The sequence below is a fragment of the Plantibacter sp. CFBP 8804 genome, assembly GCF_014841225.1.
Classification (GTDB): domain Bacteria; phylum Actinomycetota; class Actinomycetes; order Actinomycetales; family Microbacteriaceae; genus Plantibacter; species Plantibacter auratus.
Genome location: NZ_JACYTU010000002.1, coordinates 278,844 through 296,099, shown reverse-complemented (window position 1 = coordinate 296,099; position 17,256 = coordinate 278,844). Strand labels below are relative to the sequence as shown.

Sequence of the window (17,256 nt, the reverse complement as noted above, 5' to 3'; positions counted from 1 at the left end):
GGACTCGGCGTCATCGGCTGGTTCGGCAGTCACCGCCGCGGGCACGGGCGCCTCAGCGGAGGAGGCCTGCCCCCGACGCCACCAACGCNCCGACTCGGAACCCTCCGCCTCGTCGTCGAGATCGGCGGTCGGTTCCTCGTCGTCGTACGTGCCGGTCGCCTCGTCGTCGATCACCGCGACCGTCGCCCCGGACGCGGCCGCCTTGCGAGCAGCACGACCCTTCAGCTTCACGGGCTTCCGGGATCCCGCGCGGTATCCGTCGCGGGACGCACCGTTGGGGATGCTCAGGAGCAGGGTGATGAGGAACACGACGCCAAGACCGACACCGATGAGGGTGCCGAGCACATTCGACGTCGGGAGCTCGGGACCGGTGCCGACGTCCGCGACGGTGCGCCAGAGTGTGCCGCTCGTCGTGTCACCGACGGCAACCAGCGCCGCGTTGGCGTCGAGCGCACTCGCCGCACGACCGGCGGTCTGACCCGCCACCGTCTGCTCCTCGCCGTCGGCGACCGGCGACAGCAGCACGAAGGCGATACCGTGCTCGACGAGGGTCTCCGTCGGGTCCAGTCCGCTCTGCGACGCGAGGTTGCCGGCGAGCTCGGCGACGACGCGGTCGTCCGAGGACACGCCGGGGGCCGTCTGGGCGATGGTCGACTGGCCGTCGAGCGTCTCCCCCTGGCCACGGATGACGACCGCGGTGATGGTCCCGTCGTCGCCGGGCGTGATGACGAGGGTGCCGAGCCGAGGATCGGTCTGCGTCGCGGCCGTCACGTAGGCGGGCAGCTGGCGACCGGAGCTCTCACGGACCACCGAGGTGCCGAGAGGCTGGGCGAGGGCGAGTGGGAGGGCGATCACCGCGGCGGCGAGGACCATGACGAGCGCCGGAACCGCCCGGAACCGTGGGATGCGGTCGAGGCCGAGGGTCGCAGCACCCACGATCCCGAGCCAGTACAGGCTGATCGCCGCGCCGGCCCAGACGGGGACGGCCGTTCCGGCGGCCGAGGCGAGGAGGAGATGCGTGGCGAACACGGCCGACACGAGTCCGAGGAACGCCGCGATGAGCAACGGGACGGCCCGTCGGGACCCCGGGAGGAACAGGGCCAGCAGAGCGAGGATCGCGAGCGGCGCGAGCAGCGCGGGCACCACGATGGCGGGAGCCGCACCCGGCAGTCCGAGCGCTGCACCGAGCTGGCTCCATCCACCCAGGCTGCCGCCGGGGAAGCCGAGGGACAGTTGCCAGCCGGACGCCGCGGTCGCAGGCGTCGCGACACCGGGGTCGGCGAGGATTCCGAGCCAGTTGTTCCGGTGGAGCCCCTGCTGCCAGATGAGCGGAGCGAACAGCGCGATGGCGGGGATCGGGACGAGGCCGACCCTGGCGACACCACGACCGGCGAAGACCATCGCGACGACCCAGATGACGAGCAACGCCGGGGCGAGGGACGGCGAGCTCGCGACGATCGCGGCGAACAGGAAGGCGCTCGTGCCGGCTGCGGCCCACGACCGGGACGCGACCACACCCGCGTAGAACAGCCAGGGCAGCAGGACATGGACGATGACGGCCGCGGGACGTCCATCGGCGAGTGCGGTCAGGAGCGCCGGGGCGAGCGCCCAGAGCAGCGCCGCCACCGCTCGAGGACCGCTGCGCTCCGTGAGCCGGGTGGCAGCGAACCAGGCGCCGAGCGCCGAGAGCGGCAGTGCGAGCAGGAAGAGGAGGACCAGGGAGAAGGACGGCTGCCAGAAGGTGATGGTCCCGAGCACTGCGAGGACCGCGCTGAACGGGTCGGCGGCACCGACGAAGCCGAGACCGACGTCGCGCCACCCGAAGCCGATGTGCTGCCAGAGTTCGCCGACCGTCGCCGAGAGCGGGAGGAGTCCCCCGCCGGTGAGGTACGTGGCTCCGAGGAGCGGAGCGAGGATCGCCGCTCCGATGACCGCCGTCGCGAGGACGACCCAGGCGCCTCCGCCGGAGAAGAAGCGAAGGTCGCGTTCCTCACCGATGAAGCCGATCTGCGTCGCCTCCCGCGCGAGCGCGCGTTTGCGTCGGACCTCGTCGAGTCGCATCCGCAGGCCGGCGATACTCGACCAGCCCAAGGTGCGGTTCTTCGCGAGCTGGCGCCGCGCACTCCCGACCTTCGTCCCGGAGAACGCGACGGCGAACGCCGCCGAGAGCTCGCCCAGCACGAGCTCAGGCTGCTTCTTCACGAAGTGGCCGATGACCCGCAGGATGGCGAGGGGCACGAGGCTGAGCCAGTGCACCGGGACCATGATCCCGGGCGCATAGACGAGACGGCGGTGGAGCTGTGCGGCGCGGGCCTGGCGGTGGCGACGACGACGCGCGCCGAGCCGGTTCGACCAGGAGGGCCCGGCGATGCCTTCGCCGGCGGAGGCGACCCGCGCCGTCGGCACGACCGCGACCAGGTAGCCCGCGAGGCGGGTCCTGATGCAGAAGTCGAGGGCGTCGTCCGCCACGAGGGCCTGGTCGAAGCCGCCCAACCGGTCCCACAGCTGATGGCGCACGAGCATGCCGGCCGGACCGACCGCCATCACGTCGTTCATCGTGTCGTGCTGGGCCTGGTCGAGCTCGTCCTCGACCACCGGGACCGCCGCCCCGAGGGTGGTGATCGTCTCGCCGTAGCGACGGAGGAACGACGCGTCGTCCCAGTCGAGGATCTTCGGGCCGGCCACACCGACGGACGGCGAGACCTCGAGGGCGCCCAACAGGGCGGCGAGCGCCGTCGGCTCGGGAGCCGTGTCCTCGGAGAGCAACCAGAGCATCTGCTCGGCGTCCTCCGGCTGATCGGTGACGCGGACGCCGGCGGCCACGGCCTGCGCGAAGCTGAGGTCCTCGGTCGAGGTCACGAGCTTCATGCCGGGGACGCGACCGAGTTCCTCGATCGTCGCCTCACTCGCGCGGGTGGCGACGGCGATGATCCCGTCCGCCGGACGGGTCTGGGCACGGAGGGCGTCGAGCGTGCGTGCGAGCGGCTCTGAGCCGTCGCGCACCACGAGAATCGCCGTTACTCGGGGAGACATCGGATTCAGACTAAGCGGGTCCGGCCGGAAGAGCGGGAACCGAGCGGGCGCGCCCCGAATCGGGGGCGTTCCGGTGAGCCGGGAGCGGTTCGGCCAGCGTTCGAGGAAGCGTCAGACGGCGCGCTTGCGCAGCTTCCGGCGCTCGCGCTCGGAGAGGCCGCCCCAGATGCCGAAGCGCTCGTCGTTCGCGAGCGCGTACTCCAGGCACTGCGACTTGACGTCGCAGCTGGTGCAGATCCGCTTCGCGTCGCGCGTGGATCCACCCTTCTCGGGGAAGAACGCCTCGGGGTCGGTCTGCGCGCACAGCGCATCGGTCTGCCAGGAGAGCTGGGTGTCGTCCTCGCCCTCCGCAGCGGGCTGACGGACGCCGGGGACTCCCAGATTGACCGGATCGACGAACCAGTCGTCGGGTACTCCGGCACGATACTCAGGAATCGCCATACCGTCTCCCCACCTACTCGTACCCTGCGCCACGCGGCGCGATACATAATTACACCCTTGTAGTTATGGTCGAGTCAAGTCGCACATCGTAAAGCCTCAATCACGAGGTGAGGGTTCGCGACGCGCCGAGTGTGACCCGAACTGGGTGTCGGGGCCCGTCGGGGCGGATCGTGCGGCCGCGCGACGTCAGTCGGCGGCGCGCCTGGCCCGCCATGCACTCTCCACCATCTGGCGCAGATCGTGTCGCATCCGCCAGTCGAGGTCGCGCGCTGCGAGCGCGCCGGACGCGACGATCCGTGCGGGGTCGCCCGCCCTCCGCGGCATGATCTCGGGGGTGAAGTCGATCCCGGTCACCTCCGCCATCGCGGTCATGATCTCGCCGACGCTCGACCCGTCGCCGCTCCCGAGGTTGTACGCCGCCTCGAGGGGCTCACCCGCATCGAGCCGCTTGGCCGCGGCGACGTGCGCGGCCGCGAGATCCGCGACGTGCAGGTAGTCGCGGACGCAGGTGCCGTCCGGCGTGGGGTAGTCGTCGCCGTTGATGCGGGGCGTGCGTCCGGCGAGGAGCGCGTCGAAGACGAGGGGGAAGAGGTTGTGCGGGCTCGTGTCGTAGACCTCGTCCGTCCCGGAGCCGACGACGTTGAAGTACCGCAACGAGGTGTGGCGAAGCCCGGTCGCGACACCCTGGTCGCGGAGCAGCCACTCGCCGATGAGCTTGGACTCGCCGTAGGGCGACTCAGGGGCCTTCGGGGTGTCCTCGGTGACCAGGTCGACGTCCGTGGTCCCGTACACCGCGGCGCTCGACGAGAAGACGATGCGCTCCACCCGGTGCTCCTCCATCGCGGCGAGCAGCATCGCGGTGGCCGTGACGTTCTGGGCATAGGTGTGGAGTGGGCGCTGCACGGAGACACCCGCGTACTTGTACCCGGCGACATGGACGACGCCGCTCAGCTCGAACTCGGAGAAGGTGCGCTCGAGGACCGAGCCGTCGAGCAGGGTTCCGCGGACGAACGGCACTCCGGCCGGGACGAAGCGCTCGTGCCCGCTCGACAGGTCGTCGAGGACGACGACGTCGATCCCCTCCGCCTGGAAGGCCCGAACCACATGGGCTCCGATGTATCCGGCTCCGCCCGTCACCAGCCACGCCACGATGCTTCCTCCAGGGAGTCCTCCACCTGCCGTGCTGCAGACGGAGTGACCAGACTACTGGAGGCGCGTGCGTCGTGCGCCAGCACGGCTGGGGACACGGCGATAGCCGTCGGTCAGGACGGCACGGAGGGTCGCGACGGAAGCGACGACGACGATGAGGACGGTGATGATGCCGATGACGAGTGCGATGATGGACATGTCTGAAACTCTAGGAATGGCGAAAAACTGCCACCAGTGGCAGGATGGACGCAAAGCAGCACATTCCTGCCAAATCGATCATCCGGAGGTCCCATGCTGTCGAAGGTCGCCCTGCTCGCCATCCCGGGGCTGCAACCGTTCGAGTTCAGCGTCGTCTGCGAGGTCTTCGGCATCGACCGGTCGGACCAGGGCGGTCCCGCCTTCGACCTCCGCATCGTCACGAAGGACCCCGGTCCGGTTCGAATGAACCTGAGCGACGACGGTTCGCGGGGCTTCGACATGATCGTCGACGACGACCTGTCGTTCGCGGCCGAGGCGGACCTCGTGGTGATCACCGGTCGTGGTGGATCGCGTGCCGGAGCGGTCGACGAGGCCTACCTCGACGTCCTCCGAGCAGCGGAGGCACGTGGTGCCTGGGTCCTCAGCGTGTGCAGCGGGTCGTTCGTCCTCGGTCAGGCCGGGCTGCTCGACGGTCGGCGCAGCACGACCCACTGGATGTACACCAGCGAGCAGCAGACGATGTTCCCGGGCACCACCGTCGACCCGGACGTGCTGTTCGTCGAGGACCGCAAGGTCATCACGGGCGCGGGGACCGCTGCCGGCATCGACGCGTGTCTGCACCTGGTACGACAGGAGTACGGCGCGGCGAGCGCGAACGTCATCGCCCGCCGGATGGTCGTCCCGCCACAGCGTGACGGCGGTCAGGCGCAGTACGTCCTCTCCCCCGTCGCGGCGCAGCAGTGCGAGTCCCTCGCCCCGGTCGTCGACTGGATGCTCGACCACCTCGCCGAGGACCTGCCCATCGGGCGCCTCGCGCGGCAGGCGCACATGTCCGAGCGGACCTTCGCACGCCGCTTCCGCTCGGAGCTCGGCAGCACGCCGGCCGCCTGGCTGAACCGGCAACGCCTGTTCCGAGCCCAGGAGATGCTCGAACGGACCGACCACGGTGTCGAGCGGATCGCTGCGGACACCGGGTTCGGCACCGCGGCGGTCCTCCGTCATCATTTCGACCGCGTCCTCGGCACCACGCCCGCCGCCTACCGGCGGAGTTTCGGGGTGCGGGAGAGCGCCTGAGCTGGTGGACCGGACCACCCGGCCGGGCGGTCCGGCCTGGGTGGTCAGGCCTGGGTCGTCGCCAGGAACAGGGTCCCGGTCCCGGAGAAGCGCAGCTCCGCCTCGTCGGGCGTGATGAAGGCGTAGCCACCTCGACCGAGCTCGATGGACGAGGTGGCTCCGGTGATCCGCACCGAGCCGTCGACCACGATCGCGATCCCGGGGCCGGGGAGCCGGAACGACGACTCCTGCTCGGACGGCTCATCGGACAGGTCCACCCGCAGCAGCTCGAAGTCCGGCACGTCCGGGACGAAGAGGCTGAGCCCCCCACCCAGGTCCGTCGGGGTGAGCCACGGCACCGGCCGCGGCTCGAACTCCAGGACCTCGAGCAGCTCGGGCACGTCGACGTGCTTCGGGGTGAGCCCGCCGCGCAGGACGTTGTCGCTCGCGGCCATGAGCTCGACGCCGATGCCGCGGAGGTAGGCGTGGATGTTCCCGGCTGGGAGGTACAGCGCCTCTCCTGCTCGCAACGTCACGAGGTTGAGGAGGAGGGCGACCGCGATGCCGGGATCACCCGGATACTCCTGCGCGAGCCGCCCGACCAGGGCACGCTCGGCGTCGAACGCGCCCGAACCGGGAGCCGCGGCGGACACGACGAGGGCGTCGAGCAGCCCGCCGGGGAGCTGCTCGAGCAGGATCCGCACGGTGTCGCGGAGCCCGTCGGGGGCGGCCAGCATCCCCCGGAGCATGGTGATGCGCGCCGCAGCAGCCGGATCGGGCGCCGAGGCCACCAGCTCGGCGAGCAGCGCATCGGTCGCATCGAGCTCGCGGAACCCGCAGAGCGCCTCGAAGCCGTCCCGGAGGGCGACGATGAGTTCCGGCTTGTGGAGCGCGTCCTTGTAGTTGCGGTGCGGAGCGTCGAGCGGCACCCCTCGTGCGTTCTCGGCGGCGAAGCCCGCGGCGGCGCGGTGCAGGTCGGGGTGGGCCTGCAGCGAGAGCGGATGGGCCGCTGCGAGGACCTTGAGGAGGAACGGCAGCGAGCCGTGCCCGCCGAGCGCGGTGGGATCGGCGGCGAGCCAGCGCTCGAGGTCGGCGTGTCCCCCCACCGTCGACGGATCCGCGATCGGCGTCGGCGCCCCGGGGTGTGCGCCGAGCCAGAGTTCCGCCTCCGGACGTCCTGAGCGCTCGGACCCGAGCACCTCCGCGATCGCCGTCGACGACCCCCACGCGTAGTCACGAGGAGTGGCACTGAGCGGCACGAACATGGTGGGGCCCTTTCGACGGACGAGGGTGACGCGCCAGCCGGACCCTGGGGCCGCTTGGCGTCGTCCTACAAGCCGTGCGACGCGGTCGCCCGGCACCGTGCACCAAACTACCAAGCCGTTGTCCGCGCCGAGCACACCTGCCTAGGCTGGCCGGGACGCCGATCCGGCGCCAGCGGACGCAATGGAGCAACGGACCATGATCTTCGAACCCCTCGCCAGCGACTTCTACGGCTTCGAGAGCCTTCTGACGGCTCCCGAGCAGGAGGCCATCGCCCGCCTCCGAGCCTGGGCCGAGACCGAGGCGAAGCCGATCGTGAACGAGTACTGGGAGCGGGCCGAGTTCCCGAAGCACCTCATCACCCCGCTCCTCGAGCTCGACGTCGCCCGGTGGGCCTGGCCGGAGACGACGCCGTTCGACAACAGCGCCGTGTTCCGCGGCCTCGCCTCGATGGAGCTCTCCCGGATCGACGCGTCGATCTCCACCTTCGTCGGGGTGCAGGACGGTCTCACCATGGGCTCGATCAGCGAGTGCGGCTCCCAGGAGCAGCAGGACGAATGGCTCCCGAAGCTCGCCTCCGGCGAGGTCCTCGGTGCCTTCGGACTCACTGAACCGCAATCGGGGTCGGACAGCGCACAGGGGCTCCGCACCACGGCGACGCGGGACGGCGACGAGTGGATTCTGTCCGGCTCGAAACGGTGGATCGGCAACGCGACCTTCAGCGACATCACGATCATCTGGGCGAAGGACACCGCCGACGGTCAGGTGAAGGGCTTCATCGTGCCGACCGACTCCCCCGGCTACTCCGCGACCAAGATCGAGGGCAAGATCAGCCTGCGCATGGTGCAGAACGCCGACATCACCCTCGAGAACGTCCGGGTCCCCGAGCGCCTCCGGCTGCAGCACGCGAACTCCTTCCGCGACACGGCGAAGGTACTGCGACTCACGCGCGCCGGCGTCGCCTGGTCGAGTGTCGGCGTCGCTGTCGGCGCGTACGAGGCGGCGGTCGCCTACGCCAAGGAGCGCGTGCAGTTCGGCAAGCCGATCGCGGGCCACCAGCTGATCCAGGACCTGCTCTCGAAGTGCCTCGGGAACATCACGGCATCGATGGCGATGTGCGTCCGGGTCTCGCAGATGCTCGACGAGGGAACCCAGCGCGACGAGCACTCCGCGCTCGCCAAAGCGTTCTGCACCGCGCGGATGCGCGAGACGGTCGCGTGGGCACGGGAGATCATGGGCGGGAACGGCATCGTGCTGGACTACCACGCCGCCCGGTTCTTCGCGGATGCCGAAGCCCTCTACAGCTATGAGGGCACGCGGGAGATGAACGCGCTCATCGTCGGGCGGGCCATCACCGGCACTGCGGCGTTCGTCTGACCACCGCGCTGGACCAGGGCCTCGGTGGCGGCCGCAGCCGCTACCCTGGGGGCACGATGCTGTCCACCGAACCCGCCCCGCCCCGCCCGCCGGCAGCGCTGACGACACGCGCACTCGTCGTCAGGCACGTCGCGGTGTTCGCGACGTTCGCGGTCCTCGCCGGGACGTTCTGGACGAACCTCTTCACCATCTGGGGGTACACGGCGGTGGCCCTGGTCTCAGGCGGCGCCGCGCTCGCGTGCCTGATGGTCGTCCGCCCGAACTGGCGGCGCACCAGGGTGCCGTGGTCGCTCGTCGGTTACGGGGTGCTGTCGATCGTGTCGCTCGCCTGGTCCGCCTACCCCAGCGGCACGGCCGCGACCCTGCTCGGTGCGGCGCTGTGCACGATCCTCGGCGTGACCCTCGCCGGCTGCTTCACTTGGCCCGAGGTCATCCGGGTCCTCGGCCGTGCCGTGACGTGGGTGCTGTCACTGTCCCTCCTCTTCGAGTTCGTCGTCGCAGCGATCATCCGGCACCCGGTCCTCCCGAACTTCTACGCCGGGGACTCGGCGGACCCGCCCCTGCTCGACTACTGGTCGCGGGACCTCCTGTTCTCCGGAGGACGCATCCAGGGCATCTCGGGGAACGCCAACCTCCTCGCCGTGGTGGCGCTGCTCGGGATCATCGTCTTCGGGCTCCGGCTGGCGGCGCGCCGCGACGAGCCCGGCGCAGCCAGGCTGACCGGCCCGGAACGTCGCTGGACCCTGCTCGTCCGCCTCGGTCTCTCCGTCGTGATGTTCCTCCTGAGCTTCTCGACCACCATCCTGCTCGCCGCCGTGGTGACGGCGGTGGTCCTCGCCGCTGCACTCGCGATCCGTCGGGCGCCTCGCCCGGAGGCGAGGACACCGGTGTACCTCGGCTTCCTCGGCATCGGGGTCGTCGGCGCGGTGGGAGCGGTCGTCTTCCGGACGCAACTCCTCGGCCTCCTCGGGAAGAGCCCGGACCTCACCGGTCGACTCGACATCTGGGCGACCGTCTGGCGCCTCATCGAACAGCGGCCGGTCTTCGGTTGGGGTTTCTCGAGCCCGTGGGCACCGTGGGAGCCGCTCTTCACCGACCTGGTCATCCGACGCGGCGTCCGACAACTCCAGGCGCACAACGCCTGGCTCGACGTCTGGTTCCAACTCGGCGTCGTCGGCCTCGTGCTCTTCGCCGCGGTCGTCCTGTCGATGTTGACCCGCACCTGGTTCCTGGCCGTCGACCGTCCACGCGTCGACCTCGACGCACATCGGCCGTACACGGCCCTCTCGCTCGCCCCCGTCCTCATCGCGGTCTCCCTCGTCGTGCAGTCCGTCGCGGAGAGCCGGCTGCTCATCGAGTCCGGGTGGGTGCTCCTCGTGCTCCTCGTCGTGAAGACGAAGCAGGAACCGGCCTGGCCGATCCCCACCGTCGCAGCCTCGTCCGACCTTGCACCTGCGCACCGGCGCGACGTCGTCGGCGGATGAGCCCGGCGTGAGACCGGCGGACTTCGACGCGTTCTCCGTCGCCGCGCGCGTCCTGTCGTCGGCGCCGCTGGCCGCCGCGTTCGCCACCATCGCCGTCGCGACCGCCTTCGGCGAGCATCTCATCACGAGCCTGATCGGTGTCGCCGGGTTCAGCGCGATGCTCGTCGGCCTCACGACGATCGGCACGGGCATCCTCCTCGCACGCCTCCCCATCATCGAGTGGCGTGGCCTCCTGCCGATCTCGGTCCTGCTGTTCCTCGCCTGGAGCGCGGTGTCGGTCGTGTGGAGCGCCACGCCGCTCGCGACCGTACCCGCCATCGGCGGACAGCTCGCGTGGGCCTTCATCGCCATCGTGATCGCTCTCACCCGCGACACCATCCAGATCGTCCGGGCGACGGGCACCGCCTTCCGCGCGCTCCTCGGCACCTCACTGGCCCTCGAGGTCGTGAGCGGCGTCCTCATCGACACCCCACTGCCGTTCCTCGGGATCAGCGGGAACCTCGCCTTCGGCGGCCCGTTGGAGGGGGTCTTCGGAACCCGGAGCGCCCTCGGCATCGCAGCCCTGCTCGGTCTCGTCACCTTCGTCGTCGAATGGCGGACCCGTTCCGTGCGGCACGGGGTGACGATCGGGTCCATCGCCCTCGCCGCCGGGCTCATCCTCGGCACGCGCTCACCGAGCGTCGCGCTCCTCGCCGCAGCCCTCGGCATTGCGACCGCCGTGCTCTACGGCTTCCGGCAACTCCGACCGGAACCGCGCCGCACCTGGCAGTTCGTCCTCCTCACCGTCCTCGCGCTCGTCGGCCTCATCGGGTACCTGTTCCGATCCGAGGTGTTCCGCGTCCTCGGTCTCGGGCTCGAGATCGAGCAGCGTTACGCACTCTGGCAGGAGACCCTGCGACGCCTGGCTCCGAGCGAGATCAACGGCTGGGGATGGACGGGCGGCTGGGTCTCCGATGCCGTCCCATACCGGTTCATCGACGCTGGCCTCGGCCGCACGAACGACTCGGCGCTGAACGCCTACCTGGACGTGTACCTGCAGCTCGGACTGATCGGGCTCGCCCTGTTCCTCCTCCTCGGCGGCCTGGCGCTCGTGCGGACCTGGCTCATCGCGACCAACCGGCGGAGCGTCGTGCACGTCTGGGCTGCGCTCATCGTCGTGACCCTGCTCGCATCGGGCGCTGCCGAGAGCAGCCTGCTGCTGAGCGGCGGGTGGTTGCTCCTCGTGGTCTGCGCCGTCATCGGTGCCGGCGGGCTGAGCTGGCGGCACAAGCTCCCCGAACGCTGAACCCGGCCGCGCGGTTCCGGATCACCGTGCATCGGTTCCCGGGGCGACGACCGCTCGCACCGTCTGCGCGAGGATCCTCAGATCCACCGCAGCCGACCAGTTCTCCACGTAGTACAGGTCGAGATCGACCGAGTCGTCCCAGGAGAGGTTGGACCGCCCGCTGACCTGCCACAGTCCGCTCATACCCGGCTTCACCAGGAGGCGTCGCTGCGCGAGCAGGTCGTAGCGCTCGACCTCCCAGCCCCGATGGGGCCTCGGACCGACGAGGCTCATCGAACCACCGAGCACGTTCAACAGCTGCGGCAGCTCGTCGAGCGAGTATTTCCGGAGGAGCCGTCCGATCGGCGTCACGAGCGGATTGTCCGGGGCCTTCGTCAGCAGTTCGTCCGCGTGCTGCTGCACCGCGAGGGCTGCCCCGGTGTCGGCGTCGGCGGCCATCGAGCGGAACTTCAGGATACGGAACGGGCGGCCGCGCAGACCGATGCGCTCCTGCCGGTACAGCACGGTCCCCCGACTCGTCGTCTTCACTGCGAGCGCGACCGCGAGCATGACCGGGGCCAGGAGCACGAGCAGCGTCGCGGACCCGATGATGTCGAACGTCCGCTTCGCCGCAGCCTTGGCCCCGGACATCTCGAGATGGTCCACGTGGATGAGCGGGATGCCGGCCACCGCCTGCAGGTACAGGCGGGTCGAGGCCACACCCGTGAGCGTCGGTGCGATGATGAACTTCACCCCGCGCTCGCTGAGGTCCCAACCCAGGCGTCGGAGATCTGCGGGGGTGAGTTCGGCGGGGCCGACGAGGATCACGGTGTCCGCTTGGACCTCCATCGCGGCGTCGAGGATCGACGGCCGCCCGGCGAGGACCGGGGCGTCCGCGATGCGTGCATCGTCGTCGATACCCGGGGTCGCGACTCCCACCACCCGATGCCCTGCCCAGTCGCCCCGTCGCATGCGCTCGGCGACATGCACCGCGTGGTCGCGGTCACCCACGAGCAGCGTGCGGTAGACGAGCGCGCTTCCGCGCCGCCGCGCACGGAGGTGTCGACGGGCGCCCCAGCGGACCGCCAGGAGCAGGGCGACCCCGAGCGGCATGGCTGTGAGCAGGAACCCGCGTCCGATCTCGAGCTTGAGGAGGTAGGACGCCATCGCCACGGTGCCGAAGACCGTCGTCGTCACGACGACGACCCGTCGATACGGCGTCCACCCGTCCGCCAGGACCCGCGGGTGGCGCGACCGGGCAGCGGCCAGGGGCGACCACCACGCGACGGCGAGCGCGAAGGTGACTGCGGGATAGCCGAGGTCGAAGCGTCCGAACGACCCGACGACCTGCACGGTCCCGTGCCAGTACGCGTCCCACCACAGGAGCTGGGTCACGCTGAGCGCCACCGTGACGGCCAGGAGGTCGAGGACGAGGATCACGCGTGAGCACCGGCGCTCCCAGAGGCGTCGAGCTTCGACGAAGGGCATGACGGTGGCCTTCCTAGGTTCGGACCGATCCAGTCAGCCGGACCGGTCCCGGCTGGGGTCGCAAACGAGTCGACCGATGTTCGAGCATAATGTATTCCATCAACTCATATCCGCTGATGCAAGCGGGCCGGACGGAGTGCCATGACCTATCTCGAGACCATGCGTCGACGCACGGAAGCGGCGTTCACCGCATTGCACCGAGGCGTCTCCGAGCTCCACTACACGCAGTTCCCCGACCACAAGAACTCCGGCGACTCGGCCATCGCTCTCGGACAGGCCCGGTTCTGGCGGGAACACGGCATCGCGGTCCGCACCACGTCGAGCGCCGGGAGCATGCCGGAGCGGGTCCGAGACTCGTCGATCCCGGTCCTCATCCAGGGCGGCGGCAATCTCGGAGGCCTCTACCCGGTGCTGAGCGAAGCCCGCTACGACCTCGCGGAGCGCCTCCCTGCCGACACGTTGCTCATCCAGGCACCGCAGTCGGTCGTGTTCCCCACGGATGCAGACCGCCGGGCGTTCTCCCGACGGTTCGCCGCCCGGCCCAACCTGCGGGTCGCCGTCCGCGACCAGACCTCCTACGACCTCCTCCGCGACGAGGTCGAGGACCTCAGCCTCTCGCCGGACGCGGTGCATCTCCTCGGCTCGATCAGCGCCCCCGAACCGACACAGCGGCGCATCGTCATCGCCCGGACGGACGACGAGACCTCGGGTCGGCTCGCGGGCTCCGAGAGCGCCGACTGGCCAGCCGACCCCCTGGACCTCCGGGCGCACGAGTGGCTCGGCTGGCGGGCGGCGAAGCACCCGGCCCTGAAGCCGCTCATGGCGCGGGACCACGAGGCGTGGATGCGACGGGCGGAGCGCCGCTTCACCGCGGCGGTCCGACTCATCTCCCGCGGCGAGGAGGTCGTCACGGATCGCCTGCACGCCATGCTGATCGCCCTGCAGATGGGACGCCACGTCATCGCGATCGACAACAACAACCGCAAGCTGACCAGGTACGCGGAGACCTGGTTCGGCGAGCTCCAGCCGTCGTTACGGTTCGAGCACGCTCCGCACACGCTCCGTCCGTGACCGCCCGGCAGTCTTCCGAACCCCTGACCCGGCGGGAACTGACCCGCGCCCGGGCCGACGCCGCCGCCCGCCGGACCGAGTACCGCCATCGGCTGATCCAGCGGACACCCGGGATCGGCGATCGCGGGCACCACCGTCCGTTCGTCGGCGGGTCGCTCCTCATGATCGCCTCACTCCTCGCGCTCGCCTGGGTGGCAGCCGAACAACCAGGACTGCCCGGGCACTTCGCGAATGACGAGGGCACGATCATCAGCGTGAACCGGGGGACGTTCACCGAGGCCGACTCGTCGTTCCAGCTCATCGCCGCGGTCTACCGCTGGATGGGCCTCGCCGAAATGCCGACGCTCGCCGCGCTCGTCGGTGTCGCGAGCTACCTCCTCGTCCTGACGGTGGCGATCTCACGCACCCGGACGACGACGGCCGAGTGGGTGGACTGGGCCATCATCATCTGCTGCGTCGCGCTCGCCGCCGTCTACCACGGCGCATACACGAAGGACCTGCTGACCGTGGGAGCGGTCCTCGCGCTCGTCGTCAACCGGGGACGAGGCCTGCCGGCCGAGCTGGTACCGGTGGCCGCGATGCTGCTGTACGCCCAGGGCTTCCGCACGTACTGGTTCCTCGTGGCCGGTCTCTACCTGGCGCTCCGTCTCGCACTGCGGGCGCGGCGCGGCTGGACAGCCACCCTGGCGCTCATCCTGGTGCTCTACGCCGGGCTGTCCGTCGTCTTCCCGCTGGTCGTCGGTGTCGACCTCGACCACTACCGCCTGATGGTGAACGAGCACCGCACCGCGGAATCGGTCAACACCTTGATCGTGCAGTTCTTCCCCGGTGCCGGCCCCGTGTCCGGGTTCGTCAACAGTGTCCTCACCTTCGCCTCGTTCGTCATCCCGATCCCGCTGATGCTCCGCGGCGGGGCGATCTACCTGGTCGTGGCGCTCGTCCTGCTCGCCATCTGGGGGTCGCTCATCGCCGCGATCCGGTCGGCGAGGATCCGAGCGCCCCGCGGCTCGTCGGTCCTCACGGCGTTCCAGAACCGGTTGTTCGCGGCGATCCTCGCGTTCCTGATCGTGCAGTCGATCTTCGAGCCGGACTACGGCTCGTTCCTCCGGCATCTCACACCGATGCTCATCGTCGCCGTGTGCCTCCTCCTGAGCCTGCGGCCCGGAGCGACGGGAGCCTCAGCCCGGCGGGGGCCGACATCCGCCGCATGCCGTCGGGGTCAGCGACCCGTGGGCACGACGGATGCTGCCGCGACGCGCACGTCGGCTGCGACGCGCACCCAGGAGAACGGACCCGCTGCAGCGAGCACCCCCGCCGTGGAGAGCGCCTGGTAACGACCGGCGTCGGCGAGGAGCTCCTCCAGCGCGTCGGCGAGCGCGGTCGACGTCACCGCCGTGGCCACGATGCCCGATCCTGACGCGATCGCCTGCTCGGCGAGTCCGCCGACCGGCGTCACGACGGACGGCACCCCGAGTGCCATTGCATAGGCGAGCACACCGGACTGACTGGCCTCGGTGTACGGCAGCAGGGCGATGTCGAAGCCGTCCACCACGTCGACGATCTCCTCCTGGGCGACCCAGCGGTTCTCCAGTTCGTCGTCCGGGTGGTGCAGGAGTGCGAGGGCGTCGTCGGTCCCGGACCCGACGACCCGAAGCCGGACGCGGACACCGCGAGCCCGCAGTTCGGTGATCGCCGCCACACCGAGACCGAGCCCCTTGTACGCCGACAGCCGACCGAAGCATCCGACGACCGGAACGCCCTCCCGGTGCGTCGACCGGACCACGGCACGGCCCGCGTCGACCCGGTACGCGGCGTGGACGGTCTCGTGGACACGGTCCGCGCGGAACTCACCACGGGACGTGAGTGCAGCGGCGACCGGGGCGGAGAACACGATCGCTCCGTCCGTCGCCCGACGCTCGGCACGACGCAGGAGGTGCTCGAGCCGCGAGAAGTCCCCGGGGTGCATCGTGGCGTCATGGACGCAGAGCAGACTCCGACGACCACCGAAGCGGAACACGGGCGCGACCACCCCCTGCCAGAGCTGCTCCATCGCGATGACGACGACGTCGATGCGATGCCGACGGAGGAAGCGGTCGAGCCGGAGCGCCGCCCAGAGGAGGCGCGGGAGGCCGAGCACCGCGCCGCGCTTGTCGCGATACGTGCGGATCGTGAAGGACGGCACCCCGAGGGCGACGAACCGCTCCGCCACCTCGGCGTCGAGGGAATAGGACACGACGACATCGCAGCCGCCCTCCTGAAGCGCCTGAGCCAGTTCCTGGGCGAAGAGCGGGCCTCCCCCGGTCCGACCCCACTGCACGACCGCGACGCGCATCAGGCCACCTGCGGTATCCGGTACGCCTCGGCGAGGGCCGCCCGTTGGCGGGCCGGGGTGTGATCCTTGAGGCGTTCCGACCAGCGGGAGACGTTCCGCTCCGCCCAGGTGGCGAACGCCTCCGGGCCGGCCAGCCTCCGGGCGACCATCACCTCGAGGCCGCGGTCGAGGGTGAGGACGTCCGGGAGCGCCCCGAACGCGGCGATCGGGCGGACGAGCGTCGGGACGCCGGCCTGCACGGCCTCCAGGACGGCGAGCGGAAACCCTTCCCAGGCGGCAGTGTGGAGGTAGACGTCGCTCCGCGCAAGGCGCGAGCCCACCTCGGCGTGCGGGATCCAACCGGTGACCTCGACGCCGGCCGCCTCCAGTCGGGTGACGTCGTCGACGCGGCCGCCGCCCATCCACACGGGAGCGACCTCGACCCCGCCCGACCGGATCGACGCGACCGCCTCGGCGAACCGCATCGGATCCTTCTGCGGAGCGATGCGTCCGAGACTCGCGACCCGCAGCGGCCGATGGAGGTCCGGGTCATCGTTCCGGCGAGCGCTGGGAGGCGGAACCGCGACCACGTTCGGCACGTGGACCACCCGTGGCCGCAAGGGTCCGCGCCGTTCCGCGGTTGCCGCCTCCCCCTCGGAACAGGCGGCGATGGTCTCGACGTTGAACGAGAGCAACCATTCCACGGCACGGAACGCTCGACGACTCCATCGCGGGAGGTCGGCACGCTCGAACGCGTAACAGTGCGGGGTGTAGACGATGCGGGACCGCGGCGAGCTGCGCATGGCGACACGGGCGTACGCACCGGCGAAACTCGAGTGGGCGTGCACGATGTCCGCGCCCGTCCGACGCCGAGCGCTCCTGATCGCGCGCACGGCACCGAGCCGGCTCCGACCGAGCGCGGTGACCGACGCGAAGCGGTCGAACAGGCTCTCGTCGACCGATGCCCCCACCGGAACCTCGGCGAGCAGATGGTGTTCGACCCCGGCGGGCGCGTTCCGGACGTACGCGTCGATGGCGACCGGAATACCTCCCGCATAGCAATCGGTGACATGGAGAACGGTTGCGGTCATGGGGCGCCCTTCGATCGTCGACCGTCGAACGGG

Annotated in this window: 14 protein-coding genes; 6 read left to right on the top strand and 8 right to left on the bottom strand. The window is 70.5% G+C overall.

Annotated features, from left to right (window positions below; all coding sequences use genetic code 11):
- Positions 1–89 precede the first annotated feature (89 nt).
- From IFU11_RS20735 to IFU11_RS06735, 4 genes are all read right to left on the bottom strand, one after another.
- Positions 90–3,033, bottom strand: a 2,944-nt coding sequence (locus IFU11_RS20735; RefSeq protein WP_371742733.1) for a glycosyltransferase family 2 protein, incomplete at its 3' end; no start/stop codon positions are given.
- Positions 3,034–3,144: 111 nt separating this feature from the next.
- Complete coding sequence (locus IFU11_RS06745) at positions 3,145–3,474, bottom strand: WhiB family transcriptional regulator (RefSeq protein WP_079002812.1); 330 nt, start codon at positions 3,472–3,474, stop codon at positions 3,145–3,147.
- A gap of 186 nt (positions 3,475–3,660) precedes the next feature.
- Positions 3,661–4,623: a UDP-glucose 4-epimerase GalE gene (galE, locus tag IFU11_RS06740; RefSeq protein WP_064295220.1), complete on the bottom strand. Its 963-nt coding sequence runs from the start codon at positions 4,621–4,623 to the stop codon at positions 3,661–3,663.
- 54 nt (positions 4,624–4,677) lie between these two features.
- Positions 4,678–4,821 (bottom strand): hypothetical protein, encoded by a 144-nt coding sequence (locus tag IFU11_RS06735; protein WP_192018519.1) that lies wholly within the window; start codon positions 4,819–4,821, stop codon positions 4,678–4,680.
- Positions 4,822–4,914: 93 nt separating this feature from the next.
- Here IFU11_RS06735 and IFU11_RS06730 point away from each other — a divergent pair, with 93 nt between their 5' ends.
- Positions 4,915–5,895 carry a GlxA family transcriptional regulator gene (locus tag IFU11_RS06730; RefSeq protein WP_137243358.1) on the top strand — a complete coding sequence of 327 codons (981 nt, stop codon included), beginning with the start codon at positions 4,915–4,917 and terminating at the stop codon, positions 5,893–5,895.
- A gap of 44 nt (positions 5,896–5,939) precedes the next feature.
- Here IFU11_RS06730 and manA read toward each other — a convergent pair whose 3' ends face one another.
- Positions 5,940–7,139 carry a mannose-6-phosphate isomerase, class I gene (manA, locus tag IFU11_RS06725; RefSeq protein ID WP_192018518.1) on the bottom strand — a complete coding sequence of 400 codons (1,200 nt, stop codon included), beginning with the start codon at positions 7,137–7,139 and terminating at the stop codon, positions 5,940–5,942.
- Positions 7,140–7,335: 196 nt separating this feature from the next.
- Here manA and IFU11_RS06720 point away from each other — a divergent pair, with 196 nt between their 5' ends.
- Genes IFU11_RS06720 through IFU11_RS06710 form a run of 3 tightly spaced genes read left to right on the top strand, consistent with a single transcriptional unit; the run spans position 7,336 to position 11,283 of the window.
- Entirely contained in the window at positions 7,336–8,514 is a 1,179-nt protein-coding gene (locus IFU11_RS06720; protein ID WP_192018517.1) for an acyl-CoA dehydrogenase family protein, read from the top strand.
- 56 nt (positions 8,515–8,570) lie between these two features.
- On the top strand, positions 8,571–9,998 hold the full coding sequence (locus IFU11_RS06715; RefSeq protein ID WP_137243361.1) for an O-antigen ligase family protein: 1,428 nt from the start codon (positions 8,571–8,573) through the stop codon (positions 9,996–9,998).
- Positions 9,999–10,005: 7 nt separating this feature from the next.
- Positions 10,006–11,283 carry an O-antigen ligase family protein gene (locus tag IFU11_RS06710; protein ID WP_137243362.1) on the top strand — a complete coding sequence of 426 codons (1,278 nt, stop codon included), beginning with the start codon at positions 10,006–10,008 and terminating at the stop codon, positions 11,281–11,283.
- Positions 11,284–11,304: 21 nt separating this feature from the next.
- Here IFU11_RS06710 and IFU11_RS06705 read toward each other — a convergent pair whose 3' ends face one another.
- Positions 11,305–12,750, bottom strand: a complete 1,446-nt coding sequence (locus tag IFU11_RS06705) for a sugar transferase (RefSeq protein ID WP_192018516.1) — start codon at positions 12,748–12,750, stop codon at positions 11,305–11,307.
- 141 nt (positions 12,751–12,891) lie between these two features.
- Here IFU11_RS06705 and IFU11_RS06700 point away from each other — a divergent pair, with 141 nt between their 5' ends.
- Positions 12,892–13,821 carry a polysaccharide pyruvyl transferase family protein gene (locus tag IFU11_RS06700; protein WP_192018515.1) on the top strand — a complete coding sequence of 310 codons (930 nt, stop codon included), beginning with the start codon at positions 12,892–12,894 and terminating at the stop codon, positions 13,819–13,821.
- On the top strand, positions 13,818–15,155 hold the full coding sequence (locus IFU11_RS06695) for a hypothetical protein (protein WP_192018514.1): 1,338 nt from the start codon (positions 13,818–13,820) through the stop codon (positions 15,153–15,155). The genes IFU11_RS06700 and IFU11_RS06695 overlap by 4 nt, the downstream gene beginning before the upstream one ends.
- On the opposite strand, the gene IFU11_RS06690 is transcribed toward IFU11_RS06695, so the two are convergent.
- Complete coding sequence (locus IFU11_RS06690; RefSeq protein WP_192018513.1) at positions 15,041–16,153, bottom strand: glycosyltransferase family 4 protein; 1,113 nt, start codon at positions 16,151–16,153, stop codon at positions 15,041–15,043. The two genes, IFU11_RS06695 and IFU11_RS06690, sit on opposite strands and share 115 nt — an antisense overlap.
- Positions 16,153–17,223: a glycosyltransferase family 4 protein gene (locus IFU11_RS06685; RefSeq protein ID WP_191941454.1), complete on the bottom strand. Its 1,071-nt coding sequence runs from the start codon at positions 17,221–17,223 to the stop codon at positions 16,153–16,155. Before IFU11_RS06685 ends, IFU11_RS06690 begins: the two co-directional genes overlap by 1 nt.
- Positions 17,224–17,256: the final 33 nt, after the last annotated feature.

Coding starts and splice junctions, on each gene's coding strand:
- IFU11_RS06685 (WP_191941454.1), bottom strand. CDS start 17,223: ATGACCGCAACCGTTCTCCATGTCACCGATTGCTATGCGGGAGGTATT.
- IFU11_RS06720 (WP_192018517.1), top strand. CDS start 7,336: ATGATCTTCGAACCCCTCGCCAGCGACTTCTACGGCTTCGAGAGCCTT.
- IFU11_RS06705 (WP_192018516.1), bottom strand. CDS start 12,750: ATGCCCTTCGTCGAAGCTCGACGCCTCTGGGAGCGCCGGTGCTCACGC.
- IFU11_RS06745 (WP_079002812.1), bottom strand. CDS start 3,474: ATGGCGATTCCTGAGTATCGTGCCGGAGTACCCGACGACTGGTTCGTC.
- IFU11_RS06715 (WP_137243361.1), top strand. CDS start 8,571: ATGCTGTCCACCGAACCCGCCCCGCCCCGCCCGCCGGCAGCGCTGACG.
- IFU11_RS06730 (WP_137243358.1), top strand. CDS start 4,915: ATGCTGTCGAAGGTCGCCCTGCTCGCCATCCCGGGGCTGCAACCGTTC.
- IFU11_RS06700 (WP_192018515.1), top strand. CDS start 12,892: ATGACCTATCTCGAGACCATGCGTCGACGCACGGAAGCGGCGTTCACC.
- manA (WP_192018518.1), bottom strand. CDS start 7,139: ATGTTCGTGCCGCTCAGTGCCACTCCTCGTGACTACGCGTGGGGGTCG.
- IFU11_RS06690 (WP_192018513.1), bottom strand. CDS start 16,153: ATGCGCGTCGCGGTCGTGCAGTGGGGTCGGACCGGGGGAGGCCCGCTC.
- IFU11_RS06735 (WP_192018519.1), bottom strand. CDS start 4,821: ATGTCCATCATCGCACTCGTCATCGGCATCATCACCGTCCTCATCGTC.